We start from the raw sequence: 17,564 nt of genomic DNA on the forward strand, positions 1-17,564 counted from the left end.
AACATTTCAATGTTATCCGCTTTTTGAGTTTAATTTAACATTCATTTTTTTGTTACCTTGCATGACTATTTTAAATTTAACAATGCCTAAAAAAGTTATTGGTAGAATAGATAAAGCTGATTTTCCCCTGCTTGGTTTATTTGATATTGATGTAAAAATTGACACAGGTGCTTACACCTCTTCCATACATTGCCACAAGGTACATGTCGAGGATGGTGTGCTAAAATGTACTTTTTATGACAAAGGCCATCCACTTTATAACGGTAAAGAAATTATTTTTAAAACCTATGATATTGCTAAGGTTAAAAGTAGTAATGGCATAGTACAACAACGGTATAAGGTAAAGACCACCATGTTGATTTTCAATAAAAAATACAAAATAAACTTGACCTTAAGCACCAGAGATGACATGAAATATCCCATTTTGATTGGGCGGCGCTTTTTAAACAAAAAGTTTGTTGTGGATGTCAATTTAAAAAACTTATCTTTTAAAACTAAAGAACAAAACAATAGCTAATGAATATTGTAATATTATCAAGAAATCCTCATCTATATTCTACCCAAAGACTCGTTGAAGCTGCTGTACAGCGCAAACACCATGTTGAGATTATTGACCCTTTAAAGTGCGAGATTATTATTGAAAAAAAGAATCCGGCCATTTTATACAAAGGAAAACACATTGAAAACATTGATGCCATCATCCCCAGAATTGGAGCCAGTGTCACCTTTTATGGAACGGCTGTAGTGCGACAATTTGAAATGATGAAAGTGTTTTCAACGGTTGAATCACAAGCTTTGGTTCGATCACGTGATAAACTAAGGAGTTTACAAGTGTTATCGCGTGCTGGTTTGGGCATGCCCAAAACCGTGTTTTCAAACTATACCAAAGATGTTGCTGAAATCATCAATTATGTGGGCGGCGCTCCTTTAGTGATTAAATTGTTGGAAGGCACACAAGGTTTGGGTGTTGTATTGGCAGAAACCAATAATGCGGCCGAATCGGTTTTAGAAGCTTTTAATGGGTTGCAAGCCCGAGTCATTGTTCAAGAATTCATTAAGGAATCAAAAGGAGCCGATATCAGGGCGTTTGTAGTCGATGGTAACGTGGTGGGTGCCATGAAACGTCAAGGAAAAGTTGGTGAGTTCCGATCTAATTTACACCGAGGTGGCAGTGCTACAATTATCCAATTGTCCGATGAAGAAGAAAACGCTGCTCTTAAAGCTGCTAAAGCCCTTGGTTTAGGCATTTGTGGTGTTGATATGCTTCAATCAGCACGAGGCCCTTTGATTTTAGAGGTGAACTCATCTCCCGGTTTGGAAGGTATTGAGTTGGCCACAAAAAAAGATATTGCAAAATCCATTATTCGTTACATAGAGCGAAACGTATAATCTGCAATTATGGCTAAAAATTACAAACGTGTTATTTCAATTTTAGGTCATGAAATCCCTTTAGGAGCCTCGAAAGAAATCAATTTTAACATTGCCAAACTACACACGGCAACCATTATTGAAGTTCCTGTAATTATAGAACGCTCTAAAAAACTTGGGCCTACCATATTGTTTACAGCTGGTATTCATGGGGATGAAATAAACGGTGTTGACATTGTTCGCCAACTTATTGCAAAAAAAATAAACAGACCCAAACGGGGCACCATTATTTGCATGCCCATCCTTAATGTGTTTGGATTTTTAAACAGCTCCAGAAGTTTTCCTGATGGACGGGATTTAAACCGTGTGTTCCCGGGCTCTGCCAATGGCTCTTTGGCCAGCCGTGTGGCCCACAGATTGATGACAGAAATTATTCCCGATGTGGATTTAATTGTTGACTTTCATACGGGTGGTGCTAGCCGATTTAATGCCGCTCAAATAAGAATAATAAAAGATGATCCACAGCTAGATGAGTTAGCTTCAATATTTGGAGCACCTTTTACGCTGTACTCCAACAACATAGGCAAATCCTTTAGAAATGCGTGCCAGCAACTTGGTAAACCCATTTTATTGTTTGAAGGTGGAAAGTCATTTTTTGTTGATGATACCATCTCAAAAATTGGCCTTAAAGGGGCTAAACGCATTTTGAACCATTTTGATATGTTGAACGTGAATAAAAAAACAAGTCCGCCAAAAACGCCCACGGTATTTGTTGAAGACAGTAAATGGGTTAGGGCAAAACATTCGGGGATGTTTAAAGCGCGAGTTACCATGAATTCTAAAGTTAGGATTGATGATGTTATTGGCCAAATAACCGATCCTTACGGAAAAGTGCATTATAATGTGAAATCATCCATTGATGGCTACATCATCAATCTTAATGAAGCCTCGCTGGTATATCAAGGTGATGCGCTGTTCCACATTACCACAAAATTAAAAAGCTAATCGTTTTGACTAAAGCCGAATTGCGAAAAAAATATAAAATCCTTCGTGAGGGTTTGTCAAGCAATCAAGTGGATAATTTAAGTATCGCCATTGCTAATCAATTGCTTAAGCTTCCTATTTGGGAATATACCTATTACCATCTGTTTTTATCTATTGAAGAGAAAAAGGAAGTCAATACGGATTATATTTTGAATATCTTATCGGGCAAAGACAAAAACATCGTCGTTTCAAAAAGTGATTTTAAGTCAGGAACAATGACAAATTATCTGTTAACCGACAATACCGTCATTAAAAAAAACAGTTACCATATTCCAGAACCTATTGATGGTATTGAAATACCTTCCAACAAACTTGAGGTTGTTTTTGTCCCGCTTTTAGCTTTTGACAATCATGGCAATCGAGTTGGTTATGGGAAAGGGTTTTACGATCGGTTTCTTTCAAAATGCACCCCTGAAATCATTACTGTTGGATTATCCTTTTTTGAAGTTGAGGATTCCATTACAGATATTCATAAAGACGATGTTACTTTAAACTATTGTGTAACACCCAAGACCATTTATAGATTTTAAGACTACTCTTCTTTTTTAGGAAACGCCTTTTTATTAAATACCAATAGCATGATAAACCCGGTGCTTATGGACATATCGGCTACATTAAAAACGGGTTCAAAAAAGGTAAAAAACTTACCACCAAAAACGGGCAGCCACTCTGGCAAATAGCCTTTCCAAATAGGGAAATACAGCATATCAACCACTTTTCCGTGTAGTAATCCGTCGTAACCCCCTGTACTTGGTAAAAACGTTGCTATTTGTCCGTGACTGTCATTAAACAACAAGCCATAAAACACAGAATCTATAATATTACCAAGAGCGCCTGCAAAAATAAGCGCAATGGCTATTAAAAATATCATAGGGCTTTTCTTTTTGGTAGCATCATACAACCAATAACCAATACCAAAAATGGCCACAATCCTAAATACGGTCAGCGCTATTTTAGCAGCTCTGTCTGACACAAATGATAAAAAATCACTGATTTTTGTGCCCCAAGCCATGCCATCATTTTCAACAAAATAAATACGAAACCAATGAAAAACTCTAAACTCATCTCCTAGAGCAAAATGTGTTTTTATGTAGAACTTGCTAATTTGGTCAACAAGTAAAATCAGGATGATTATTAAAATGGATTTTTTAAGCGACATAGTGGTAATATTTCACAAAAGACCTTTAGACTTTGTAAGGGTGCAAGATTAATAAAACAAAAAACGTCCCAGTGTTTTGAGACGTTTCAAATATAGTTTTTTCAAGCGTTTATTGTTGCATATTTTTTGCTTCAATACTCAAGGTGGCATGAGGAACCAACTTTAATCGTTCTTTGTTAATCAGTTTTCCTGTAACACGACATACACCATAGGTTTTGTTCTCTATACGAATCAAGGCATTTTTTAAATCACGGATAAACTTTTCCTGTCTAATCGCTAATTGCGAATTGGATTCTTTACTCATAACCTCACTACCTTCATCAAAGGCCTTGAATGTTGGTGACGTATCTTCGGTACCATTGTTGTGGTCGTTCATATACGCACTTTTAATAAGCTCTAAATCGTGTTGTGCCTTTTGAATTTTTTCTTTGATTAACTCTTTGAATTCAGCCAAATCCTTATCTGAATATCTTACCGTATCTGTGCTCATAATTTTTTAATGTTTTTTAATAAACAATTTTGTATTTACATCATCAAATACAATATCAATACCATTGTTTAAGTGATCCATAATTTCAAGTTCTTCGGTCAGTGTCTCTGCTTTAATATACGACATGTTTGTTTCTACAGCCTTAATAATCTTATCGTCTTTTTGAAGAGCCACATCAATTCTATCGGTTACTTCAAAACCTGAATCTTTTCGTAAATTTTGAATTCTGTTTACTAACTCGCGAGCAATTCCTTCTTTACGCAAATCATCGGTAATGGTAACATCAAGCGCTACTGTTAAAGACCCTTCATTTGCAACTAACCATCCTTCAATGTCTTGTGATGTAATTTCTACATCATCGAGGGCTAAAGTTATATTTTTTCCATTAATATCAATGTCCAAATGCCCACTTTGTTCTATTTTGTTAATATCTTCTGCATTAAAGTTAATTACTGCATTGGCAATGGCTTTCATGTCTTTTCCAAAACGTGGTCCCAAGGTTTTAAAATTGGGTTTTATTTGCTTGACAAGAATATCAGAGGCATCTTCCAGCAGTTCAATATCCTTGACGTTGACTTCGTGTTTTATCAAATTGGATACCGCTAGAATTTCTTCTTTTTGCTGTTTGCTGGTAATGGGTATCATGATTTTTTGAAGCGGTTGGCGCACCTTGATCTTCTCCTTAGCTCTTAACGAGAGTACCAATGATGATATTGTTTGTGCGCTCTCCATTTTACGCTCCAGGGATTTATCGACATAAGACGCATCAAAAACAGGGAAATCAGCTAAATGAACACTTTCAAAAGATTCTTTGCCGGTTACAGTATTCAAATCCATATACAACCTATCCATAAAGAATGGCGCAATAGGTGCTCCTAACTTTGCTATGGTGGCCATACACGTATAAAGTGTTTGGTATGCCGAAATTTTATCTTGTTGGTAATCCCCTTTCCAGAAACGTCTTCTGCTTAAACGCACATACCAGTTACTTAAATAGTCTTGTGTAAAGTCTGAAATAACCCGTGCCGCTTTTGTGGGTTCATAATCAGCATAAAATTCATCTACCTTTTTAATCAAGGTATGTAATTCAGATAAAATCCAACGGTCAATCTCAGGTCGCTCTTGTAATGGAATATCTGTTTCTGTATATTTGAATTCATCAAGATTTGAATACAGTGCAAAAAACGAATAGGTATTATACAATGTTCCAAAGAACTTACGTTTCACTTCTTCAATTCCTTCTAAATCAAACTTTAAATTGTCCCAAGGGTTGGCATTGCTGATCATGTACCAACGCGTAGCATCGGCTCCATAGGTTGACAACGTTTCAAACGGATCAACCGCATTACCAAGTCTCTTGGACATTTTTTGTCCGTTTTTATCCAGTACCAATCCATTGGACACCACATTTTTATAGGCTACCGAATCAAATACCATGGTTGCAATAGCATGAAGCGTATAGAACCAGCCTCGTGTTTGGTCCACTCCTTCAGCTATAAAATCTGCTGGATAGGATTTATGTCCATCTATTTTTTCTTTATTCTCAAACGGATAATGCCATTGTGCATACGGCATAGAACCCGAATCAAACCACACATCAATCAAATCGCTTTCGCGTTTCATGGGTTTTCCTGATGGAGAAACCAATACAATCTCGTCAACGATGTTTTTATGCAAATCGATTTTGGCATAGTTCTCTTCGGAATTATTGCCGACTTCAAAATCCTCAAAAATATCTTTTGAAAGCACACCTGCCAAAACGGCCTTTTGCATTTCACTTTTCAGCTCTTCAACCGAACCAATGCAGATTTCTTCTTTACCGTCTTCGGTTCTCCAAATTGGTAATGGAATACCCCAGTAACGAGACCGCGATAAGTTCCAATCGTTGGCATTGGCCAACCAGTTTCCAAAACGACCCGTTCCTGTTGCTTTTGGTTTCCAGTTAATGGTTTCATTCAACTCAAACATCCGGTCCTTTACATCGGTCACTTTTATGAACCAAGAATCCAATGGATAATATAAAATAGGTTTATCGGTTCGCCAACAGTTTGGATAGCTGTGTTTATATTTTTCAACCTTAAAGGCTTTGTTTTCTTCTTTTAGTTTGATGGCCAATTCAACATCAACCGAACGCTCAGGTGCTTCGCCATCATTGTAATATTCGTTCTTGACATACTTACCGGCATATTCACCCATTTCTGGTCTGAACTTACCTTGTAAATTGACCAAAGGAACTAAGTTGCCGTTTTCGTCCTTTACCAACATAGGCGGCACTTCAGGAACAGCTTGTTTCGCTACCAAAGCATCATCGGCACCAAAAGTCGGAGCTGTGTGTACAATTCCGGTACCATCTTCTGTGGTTACAAAATCCCCGGAAATCACTCTAAAAGCATGTTCGGGATTGTTGTATGGCAAGGCATAGGGTAATAATTGTTCGTATGTAATGCCGACTAAATCTGAACCATTACATTCGGCAATAACACGGAAAGGGATTTTTCCGCTTACTTTTTGAACATCAGAATTATTTATTGATTTTATATGCTTTTCATCAAAATCGTAGCCTAATTCTATTAATATGCTTAGCTTTTCTAAATCAGATAATTTCTTTTTATTAACAAAAATTTGCCAAATATTATCCCAATCAGATTGAGTAATTTCTCTACTAAGAATTAATGAAAGTCTTTCTTTAGCATCTAGTCCTTCTTCCTCTTTAACAATATTATTAAACTTACTAAAGTCAGTTTCGTTCAGAACTTCAAAATACTTTCCTGAAAACTGATAGTTAACTAACTTTTTAGCTAATACCACTTTTATGGGTTCAAACGTATATTGGTTATAGGTTTCAACCAACACATACTCAATTTTTGGACCAACGGTTAAAGCCGTGTTACTTGGCAAGGTCCAAGGTGTGGTCGTCCAAGCTAAAAAGTGAATATCGCCTTCATTTTGTAAAAAACTTGGAAGCGATTCTGGTTTGGCCTTAAACTGTGCCACCACGGTAGTGTCGGTAACATCCTGATACGTTCCAGGTTGGTTCAACTCATGCGAACTTAAACCCGTTCCTGCTTTTGGTGAATAGGGTTGGATGGTATATCCTTTGTACAACAAATTCTTATCATAAATTTGTTTGAGCAACCACCAAACACTTTCCATGTACTTAGGTTCATAGGTAATATATGGGTCATCCATATCTACCCAATAGCCCATCTTCTCGGTCAGGTCGTTCCAGATATCGGTATAACGCATCACGGCTTTTCTGCAGGCAGCGTTATAATCCTCCACCGAAATGGTTTTACCAATGTCTTCTTTAGTGATGCCCAGTTCTTTTTCAACACCTAACTCTATGGGCAATCCATGGGTATCCCAACCAGCTTTACGCTTAACTTGATACCCTTTTTGGGTTTTATAACGACAGAAAATATCTTTAATCGCACGAGCCATAACATGGTGAATTCCTGGAAGACCATTAGCAGAAGGTGGCCCCTCAAAAAACACATAAGATTTATGGCTTTCTCTAGTGGAAACACTTTTTTCAAATACGTTATTATCTTGCCAATAGTTGAGGATTTCTTCTGCAACTTTTGGTAAGTCAAGTCCTTTATATTCAGGAAATTTCGCGTTCATTATATCCAATTTCTAATCGAGGTGCGAAATTAAGGAATTATCCTTAAATGGATAATCTTAAAACAAAAAAAAAGCCAAAACAATTGTTTTGGCTTTTTAGTTTTTATTGTTTAATGATTAATTCACAATTATTTTTTTAGTAAAAACTTGATTTGTGTCTGTTCTAAACCAGGCAATATAGGTTCCTGATTGCACATTCGGTATTTTAAGTCCGTTATTTAATGTTTCTTGAGACACGTCATTGAGGTCTAAAACAGACTGCCCCGCAATGTTTATTAGCGAAAACCTAGTGACTGAACCATTTAACTTCTTGACAAATAATGAATGTGTGTTGTTTTGATAATAAACAAAGTTTTCAGTAGCCTTAGCCTCTTCAACACCAAGCGTTGTTGCTTCAGATTGAAAAACAATTTCAAATCTTTTATTAAATTTTCCAGCTTCTGAAGTAAATCTATATGCTTGATTTTGTTTTAAATCAAAATATTCACCTGTCATGTTGTCCTTTAAATAAATTTCTTGACTACTATCAATCCCCACAATATCAGACATTTTAAGTTCAAACGTGTTATTTCCTGACGACTTAAAGTTTAATGGAATAACTTTATCATCTGTAATGGGTCCATACGCTTGAATGTTCATGTTTTTTCCATCAAGATTAAGGTTTAAATCATTATTATTTACTTCTCCACATTCGGCATCATACCCGTAATCATAATCATCTGAAGTAATGTCACTAAAGCCTAATAGTAATTCACGGTGTGCTTTAGGGCCTTCAACAGAACTAAAATCCAAACGGATTTTTTGAATTTCGTTGGCTATTACTTCATTTGAAGTAGTGGCTGCTTCTTTTGACTTTGTATTGCTTGATTTAAAAAATGCTGATCCGTTATTATAGTTGCCCTCTACAAAGTCTGCTTCTTTTATAAAAACTCTTTGATCATTATTAAACTCTATGGTTCCATCTTTGACAACCTCTACTATAAAGCCTTGACCAACGGGCAAGTACCGTGTTGGTGTTTTTGTTCCGTTTTGGGACCCTTTTGCCCCATTAAGACCAACAAATTGATAGGCCCTAACACCACCCAGTTTATTAACTTGTGCATAGCCTCCTTCATAATCTTTTAAGTTATGGGAACTCCCTGCCCATTGTTGCCATAATTGCAAATCCCCTTTAATAACGCCTTTGTTGTCATCAATAAATTTATAAATATCCAGTGCCGACGGGTAAGGGTTTCCTAATAAACTAGTGGTTGCTGAAACCGAAACCACTGAACCTGGGCCTCCTTTGTCCAATACATCAACTAATATGGTACCATTATTGGGTTTCCCTTCAAATATATATTGTTCTTCGGTTCCTCCATTACCTGACCCCTTTTGGGTGTAGCCAACGCCCGGCTTAATGTTAGATTTAGGAGTTAATTTTGCCCAATCCCAATACGTTACACCATTCATATATGTATACAACCAATAGGTGCTTATGTAGCCAGCTTGAGAATACGCTGTGGTAAACTGTACAGGAAAATCTGTACCATCTTTAAGTAGTTCTAATCTGAAATCTGTATTATTGGAATTATTTGTTGCTGCATTATTATCCATTAAGGTTGTTGCAGCAGCGGCTCCTACTGGAGAGCACCAATAGTTATACCAATATGAGCTGGACACACCTTCTTGACGTCTTAAAATTTTACCTGTTGCCGATGTTACCAAATCACTGGTTGACGTTTGTATTAATTGCGAATCTCCTTGAAGGTCTAAGGTGCCGTTTAACTCAAAATACCAAGAATTTTCAACAAGATTGTCTCCTTGGACAGTTAGTGTACGGTCTGAATCTATAATTAATCCATTGGTTATAATGGAATTATTTACTGTGATATCATTGGAAATTTTCACGATGCACCAATCTTTAAGGTTTGCCACATCTCCAATGTCCCAAACATCGCCATGCAACCATGTTGATTGGCTTGACCAATTACCGTCTGAAATTGTTTTATAGGGCAAAGGAGCCGTTTGCTCCTGAACATCCTTAATGTTATGGATGTTCATTGTATGCCCGTTACCTGAATGGTCAGAAATTGATCCACTGTGAATGTAGGTCATTGGATAGTACGCCAGCAAATCTGTCCATTGCAACTTATTTTTTGAAGATATATCTTCTATATCTTTCTGTATGGTAACGCCTTGTATGTTTCCTGAGTTGTTTTCAATTTCCTGGTACACCATTTGTTGTATTTGACTATCAGTTAATGAGGTATCAAATATTCTAACTTCATCAATATTTCCCTTAAAGTATTCTCCATCGGTCAACGTATTTGAAAATCGTCCTATTTCAAAGGTTCCATTGGCATTATTTGATGTAGTTATTGGATTTCCCTTTTTCCCAATGTTTTTTGTTTTTACCAAGGCGCCATCAATGTAAAGTTTTATGATACCTGTTGAACTGGAGTAACTTCCAGCAAGATGGTGCCATTCATCAAAATTAATGGCATTACAACTTTTACAACCACCTGCTGATTTTTCAGAATCTTTTGTTCGTATGGTAAATGTTGGGATATCACCATCTTTTAACCACAATTTACAGGCAACATCTTCCGCCGCAATAGTCATGTTTGTAGAATTACCTGAATCTGACTTTACCCAGGCCATGATAGTAACGTCATTAAGTCCATCAATAATTGAATTTCTTGACAAGTAATCATCTACTCCATTAAAATACAACATCCCATCAGATGGTCTTGGGTTGGAATTAAAATCATCTCTGTAATCTAAATCTCCTGCAGAATCTGCATCACCATTAGCATCACCAAATGTATTGATGAGATCATTTATATCTCCTGTTGACACTTCATCATTTACATCAAGATAATTTGTAATGGCATCTAGATTGTCATCAAGACCATCACAATCAACATCTATATTGGTTGTTGTGTTTGCTTGTCCGTTTTCTTCTATATCCAGTACACCATCATTATCAGAGTCAGTATCCAAATAATCCTTTATACCATCACCATCAGTATCAATCAACTGGCTTATATCCGTTCCTCCCATTGCAGATTCGTATGCATCATCTACTCCGTTATTATTGGAGTCAGTTATGCTGGTACTTACATTACTTGGTGGGACATATCCAATGGTTGGTTGTGCTTCTACGTTATCAGGTATTCCGTCACCATCACTATCTATATCCAAAAAATTCAAAATATAATCAGAATCATTTAAACTCTCGGCTACAACATAATTAATAGTACCTGAATTGGGTGAATCTTGAACAACATCTGGAATACCATCTGTACCAACAACATTACTGACTACACCGTTTGTATTGCTTTGTCCATGACCTGCTTCCTCAGCATCAAAAATACCATCGTTGTCACTATCTAGATCATATATATTTGCAATACCATCACCATCGGTATCTAAATTTGAATCGGTTACTTTTACAGATCCTTCATCAAAATTCCCATAGTTGGACATGGTTACTACATATGAATAGGTTCCTGGGCTTAGCGTAACCGTTCCCTGAACCAAGGTCCAAGGTGTTGCTTTAGACGATCCATTTTGAATTGGTATGGCTATTGTTCCAGTATCAGTCACCAGAGTAGCTCCAGTGTGATCATTTCCTATACCTGAATAAATAGCAATTTTAGCAGTTGCCGAATTATTATTATCTCTAGGTGAAAAATACCCCGAATACGTTATATTGGTTGTTGAGGTAATTTTAAATGATTGGTATACATCTGCGTTCCCATTAATATCAAAATAGTGCTGTTTAAATCCAACAGTATTTGTATTAAGGTCAGCATCAAATGGAGGCCCTCCATTTCCATAATTATAGACATCGCCATCAACTTGAACAACATTTGGTGTCCCACCAGACCCTAACCCACCGGGGATTAAGATCCAAGGTAAAATGGTTGTTGCATTAACACCCTGTCCAGCTTGATTATTACCATTGTTTAGCACAGGAACGTTTTCAAAACCACCGTAACTTAGTATATTGTTCTCTTGTGAGTCTAAAATACCATCATTATCATTGTCTAAATCTACATCATCAGTAACGCCATCACCATCTGTGTCTTGACTAGAAACATTCGATTTAAAATTGATGTTGTAATCTTCAACCTCTCCAGATTTCCAATTATAATCGCAGGGCGTGAAACCACTACTATCTGTAATGAGACCGACGCGCATTCTTGAAGAACCTAATTGTGCCGTGGAAGGGACAGCAATACTAATTGGCACATTTACTGTTTTGTTTCCGCTTACAGAATTATCATCCTTAAAAGTAAACAAAAAACGTTCTCCACTATCCTCAAAGTCATTATCCTCGTTTGTGTTAAAATTCATCCAAACAACAACGGTGTTTGTTCTCCTATTCCAACCATCAAGTGTTATGTCTACAGAACCATTAATTGTTTCGCCAACAGTGATATCTGTTGCCGCTACTGATGAATAATACTTGTAATTACCCGTAGTACCAGAACTAGAATTATCAATGCTTCCTAACGTGACATTTGAGATATAAAAATTCCAATAGTTGTTAATGTTGTTTGGTGTACAATACTGAGCTTGAAGATGATTTGATGTCAAAAATTCAACAACAACCATTATAAGTAACAAATAGCTGATATTGTAATAATTTGGTTTCATAGGTTAAGTTTCTTATTTAGGACCATTTAATTAACACATAAGAAGAACTACCTAACACCATTTAGTAAAATGGATTATAACTTGAGGGAAGTTTATTAATTAACAGAAAAAAACCTGTTAATTAATAATGCAAAATTAAACTTTTCCTACGAGGTAGACAAAGAAAAAACGATTTTTCTTCGACGAAATGATAAAAAAATTCGATTAAAAGCGTGTTAGAAAGATATTGAGTTTGATACAAAAAAGCCAAAACAATTGTTTTGGCTTTGGATTTTTTAATATTTATTGTACTCTAATTCACAATTATTTTTTTAGTAAAAACTTGATTTGAGTCTGTTCTAAACCAGGCAATATAGGTTCCTGATGAAATATTTGGAACTTGTAAACCACTATTAAAGGTTTCTTGTGATACATCGTTCAGTTCTAAAACAGACTGCCCCGAAATACTTACCAAAGAAAATCTTTTTACAGCAGATTCTAGTTTTTTGGCAAATAATTTATGTGTATTATGTTGGTAGAAAACAAAATTTTCAGACGTGGCAGACTCTTCTACACTCAATGTTTGTTCTTTTGATTGAAATACAATCTCAAACCTATTGTTGAACTTACCTTGGGCTGAATCAAATCTATATGCTTGATTTTGTGTTAAATCAAAATACTCATCCGTTAGATTATCCTTTAAGTATATTTTTTGATTACTATCAATGTTTTCTGTTTCTGAAATCTTAAGTTCAAAGGAATTATTACCTGATGATTTAAAGTTTAAAGGAATAACCTTATCATCTGTAATGGGGCCATAGGCTTCCATGTTCATGTTTTTCCCTTCAAAATTCAGGTTTAAGTCATTGTTGTTGTTTTCGTCACATTCGGCTTCGTAGCCATAATCATAACCATCTGTTGTAAAGTCACTAAATCCTAAAAGCAATTCCCGTCTGGTTTTGGGACCTACAACAGAATTGAATTCCAAACGTATTTTTTGAATACTATCAGTTTGTTTTTGGGATGATGAACTTTGCCCTTTAGATTTTGTGTTGCTTGATTTAAAGAACACTGATCCATTGCTATAGTTGCCATCAGCATCTGCTTCTTTTACATAAACACGCTGGCCGTTATTGAACTTAATGGTACCATCGGCCACAACATCAGCCATAAAACCTTGTCCCACAGGAAGGTATCTTGTTGGGGTTTTTGTGCCATCTTGAGATCCGTTGGTTGCTCCATAAAACCCAACAAATTGATAAGCTCTACATGACCCTAGCTTGTTTACTTGGGCATAGCCTCCTTCGTAATCACGCAGGTTATGTGATGATCCTGCCCATTGTTGCCAAAGTTGCAAAGTACCACTAATAACGCCCGCATTGTCATCAATAAATTTATTAATATCTAATGCCGATGGATAAGGATTTCCCAATAAATACTGCGTTTTTGATACGGATTCTACTGAACCTGGACCTCCAACATCAGTTGCATTAATTAAAATTGTTCCATTGTTTGGTTTTCCTTCAAAAATATACTCTTGCTGAGGCACGGGATTGTCCATTCCTTTTTGTGTGTACCCAACTCCTGGGGCTATGTTGGTTGTTGGCGATATAGATGCCCAATCCCAATAGGTTACTCCGTTTATAAACGTATATAACCAATACGAGCTTACATAACCAGCTTGAGAATAAGCCGAAGTAAACTGAACCGGAAAACCAGTACCATCTTCTAGCATTTCAATTCTAAAGTCTGTATTGTTCGCATTATTTGTTGATGCATTATTATCACTTAATGTCGTCGCTGCTTTAGCACCAACTGGAGAAGCCCAATAGTTATACCAATATGAACTGGCATTTCCTTCTTGGCGTCTTAAAATTTTACCATTGGCAGAAGTCACCAAATCACTATTTTCAGTTTGTATCAATTGCGAATCACCCAGAAGATCAATGGTTCCGTTTAATTCAAGATACCATGAGTTTTGAATAAGATTATCACTGTTTATGGTAAATGTTTTATCTGAATCAACAATTAATCCAACTGTTTTTATGGTATGATTGGCCGTAACATCATTTGAGATTTTAACGATGCTCCAGTCCTTATTGTTAGAGGTGTTTTCAATATCCCATACATCCCCGTGCAACCAAGTTGATTGTGATGTCCAAGCTCCTGCATTGGATGCTACATAGGGCATGGGCGCTGTTTGCTCTTCAACGGTAGTAATGTTATGTAACCGCATTGTATGACCATTGCTTGAATAATCTTCTATGGTACTATTCACAATATTTGTCATGGGATAATAAGCCAATAAATTTGACCATGGCACTGCATTGGATGTAGACAAATCCTCAACATCTTTTGGTGCTATGGTACCTGCAACATTTCCTGAATTATTTTCAATTTCCTGATATACCATTTGCTGAATTTGGTCTGCTGTAAGAGCTGTATCAAAAACCCGTACTTCATCAATATCTCCCTTGAAATATTGTCCGTCTGTCGATTCGTTTGAAAATCGTCCTATTTCAAATGTGTCATTTGTATCTGAACTTACTGCTATGGAAGCTCCTGTAACCCCTGTGTCATAGGTGTCCGCAAGTGCTCCATCAATATAAAGTTTGATGATTCCTGTACTGCTTGAAAAAGTCCCTGTCAAATGATGCCATTCGTTAAAAGGAATTGTGGTACAACTGCAACCACCTGCTGATTGTTGCGAATTGCCAGCCGTTTTTATACTAAATGTAGGCCTGTTACCATTTTGTAACCACAACCTAAGAGCGATATCTTCTCCTGCAATATTCATGTCAATTGCATTTCCAGAATCAGACTTTACCCATGCCATGATGGTAACATCATTAAGGCCATTAATCAGTGAAGGATTTGACAGGTAATCATCTACCCCATCAAAATCAAGCATGGATATGGGCGGTGGATTACCATCAAAATAATCACGATAGTCTAAGTCGCCTCCTGTGAATAAGTCATTATCCACATCGGGTAAAATAGATGAAGTTGGGTCATCAATTTCATCATTAATATCTGTTGGGTCATTTAGGTTTGAACCTTCAAATAAATTGTCTAAACCATCATTATCACTGTCAGTATAAGTAACGATAAGATTTGCCATTCCGTTTTCTTCAATATCAGGCAAACCATCATCATCAGAATCTAAATCATACATGTCAACATTATTATCACCATCAGTATCAACTGGGATAAGGCCTGTTCCATAAACATCATAAATACCTGTTAATGGGTTTACTGTTCCTGTTGGTGCTATATACCCTAAGGTTGTTTGTGCTTCTACATTGTCAGGAATACCATCATTGTCACTATCAATATCTACAGTATTTAACAGTCCATCTCTATCAGAATCACAAACAGAACTAATGCCAAAATTGGTCAACCGTGTACCGGTATTGGTATCGGTTCCTGTGGCTCCATATAACAAATCAACATGTGAAAACTTGTCGAACTCCATATACAAATAAAAGTCGGGGTCATCCCCTTGGGTGCCACCATCATCAGGCTCATTAACCCAGTCAGTATTTGGAGTGGCAATTGTTGGATCTAGTCTAAACAAAGTAAAATTGGCCGGAGCTGCACCATTTACAAAACCTGCCTGTTCCAAATTTGTGGTTGTACTTAAAGACGGCGTTATGGTCGATGTTACCGTTGTTGAATTAAACCCAGCTATTTCAGTAAAATCACGTCCGCTTCTAGTATCAATATCCCTAGACTCTAAAATCAAATCATAAAGCGTTGTTGGTGTACCAGCAGGATTTGCCGGTGTTGCACTACCAGCTTTAACCAAATCAAAAGAATAGGTTACATACTCATCTGCACTAGCATCAAACGTATCGACTCTCAATTCATTATTGCAATCAACTGTAAAGTTTCCATTTTTAGAAATAATGGTAAGTATTATATCATAATATTGGTTTTGGTATAAAATAGCATTGGAATAAATTACTTTTTCTCCTGGTTGAACATCATTTAAACTTGATGCTGTTAAAGGAGCTGCATTATTAAACTGTATAATAGCGGAACATTCATACGTATCAATAATACCGTCATTATCATCATCTTCATCACAAATGTCACTAATGCCATCCCCATCAAAGTCAGGATTTCCAGAAGCAACTGCATCACATGGGTCTATAACTGTTAATTTTGCAGAATAGACTTCTGAAATACATTTATTATCATCATGTGTTATTACCACATAGTACTCATTACCGTCCAAACCGGTAACATCACTTATGTTTAATGTTGAATTAGTAGTCCCGCTATAAACACCAGCGTTTGATAATGCAATTCCGCCTGAAGCTGGGTCTCCCAAATACCATTTGTAATTAATTCTATTATTAGAGCTTGAGGATTTTCCATTAGAATAATCAGGATTTCCACTATTGAAATTTGTAGTGTTACGAGCAGAAGCGTTAACACTAAACGAAGTAGAACCTCCAATAGTTACGCTCTTGTCGCTTGGGGTAGACGATATTGTTACGCGAGTAGCTATTACCTCATCGCCATTTAACCCATTATATCCTCCAGAACCTCCAGTAACTTTTCCATTTGAATCAATACCAGTGCCATCCAAAATACCATCATTATTGGCATCTACACCTCCAGATTCTATAGAATCATAACATCCGTCATTATCACTATCTAAATCAAAATAATCCAAAATACCATCACCGTCAGTATCACCAGCAAATTCATTGCTGTCTAAAATGCCATCATTATCATCATCTAAATCTACTGAATCAACAATACCATCACCATCATTATCTTGGGCAAATGATAAATTAGTATAAAACAGTAAGAACAAAAAGCATGCTCTAAATAGTACAGTTTTTCTCATTAGGTTAAATTTTAATAGTTTGGGACTACTTAATTAATTTTTAAGCACCTAATAGACACACTATGTAGTAAAATGGATTGTAAAAAATTGAGGGAAGTAAACTTTTTAATTATAAAGACACACTATTTGCCTTTAAATCAATAATATAACAATATTAAAACATAATAATTTCATACCAACATAAGATGGTTGTTTTTTCGATAAAACAATAAAAAAACCCATTTAAATGCAATTTTAAAAACATGAAATGCATAAAACATAGATTAATGACATCACTATTTTAAATATGTAATCATAATTTGTTGATTACTATTTATTTAAAATAATTACAATATTAATTCAAAAAATCGACAAAACCTAAAAAAAATCAGATTAAAAGTAGTTTTTTAACG

9 protein-coding genes are annotated in these 17,564 nt (G+C 36.1%); 4 read left to right on the forward strand and 5 right to left on the reverse strand.

What is annotated here, in order from left to right; all coding sequences use genetic code 11:
* Positions 1-82 precede the first annotated feature (82 nt).
* From IEW94_RS08845 to IEW94_RS08860, 4 genes are read left to right on the forward strand one after another with little or no spacing between them, the layout of a single operon-like run.
* Positions 83-517, forward strand: coding sequence for an ATP-dependent zinc protease family protein (locus tag IEW94_RS08845; protein WP_188652099.1), 435 nt, complete (start codon positions 83-85; stop codon positions 515-517).
* Positions 517-1,389 carry a 30S ribosomal protein S6--L-glutamate ligase gene (rimK, locus tag IEW94_RS08850; protein WP_188652101.1) on the forward strand — a complete coding sequence of 291 codons (873 nt, stop codon included), beginning with the start codon at positions 517-519 and terminating at the stop codon, positions 1,387-1,389. Before IEW94_RS08845 ends, rimK begins: the two co-directional genes overlap by 1 nt.
* Positions 1,390-1,398: 9 nt before the next feature.
* Positions 1,399-2,373, forward strand: coding sequence for a succinylglutamate desuccinylase/aspartoacylase family protein (locus IEW94_RS08855; protein WP_188652103.1), 975 nt, complete (start codon positions 1,399-1,401; stop codon positions 2,371-2,373).
* Between the two features lie 5 nt (positions 2,374-2,378).
* Positions 2,379-2,942 carry a 5-formyltetrahydrofolate cyclo-ligase gene (locus IEW94_RS08860; protein WP_188652105.1) on the forward strand — a complete coding sequence of 188 codons (564 nt, stop codon included), beginning with the start codon at positions 2,379-2,381 and terminating at the stop codon, positions 2,940-2,942.
* Between the two features lie 2 nt (positions 2,943-2,944).
* On the opposite strand, the gene IEW94_RS08865 is transcribed toward IEW94_RS08860, so the two are convergent.
* From IEW94_RS08865 to IEW94_RS08890, 5 genes are all read right to left on the reverse strand, one after another.
* Complete coding sequence (locus IEW94_RS08865) at positions 2,945-3,571, reverse strand: lipoprotein signal peptidase (protein ID WP_188652107.1); 627 nt, start codon at positions 3,569-3,571, stop codon at positions 2,945-2,947.
* Positions 3,572-3,680: 109 nt separating this feature from the next.
* Positions 3,681-4,061: a TraR/DksA family transcriptional regulator gene (locus tag IEW94_RS08870; RefSeq protein WP_188652109.1), complete on the reverse strand. Its 381-nt coding sequence runs from the start codon at positions 4,059-4,061 to the stop codon at positions 3,681-3,683.
* A 6-nt stretch (positions 4,062-4,067) separates the two neighbouring features.
* Positions 4,068-7,685: an isoleucine--tRNA ligase gene (gene ileS / locus IEW94_RS08875; protein ID WP_229669491.1), complete on the reverse strand. Its 3,618-nt coding sequence runs from the start codon at positions 7,683-7,685 to the stop codon at positions 4,068-4,070.
* A 117-nt stretch (positions 7,686-7,802) separates the two neighbouring features.
* Entirely contained in the window at positions 7,803-12,332 is a 4,530-nt protein-coding gene (locus IEW94_RS08885) for a LamG domain-containing protein (protein WP_188652111.1), read from the reverse strand.
* 292 nt (positions 12,333-12,624) lie between these two features.
* Entirely contained in the window at positions 12,625-17,172 is a 4,548-nt protein-coding gene (locus IEW94_RS08890) for a LamG domain-containing protein (RefSeq protein WP_188652113.1), read from the reverse strand.
* Positions 17,173-17,564: the final 392 nt, after the last annotated feature.

It is taken from the genome of Yeosuana aromativorans (genome assembly GCF_014646655.1).
Lineage (GTDB): Bacteria > Bacteroidota > Bacteroidia > Flavobacteriales > Flavobacteriaceae > Yeosuana > Yeosuana aromativorans.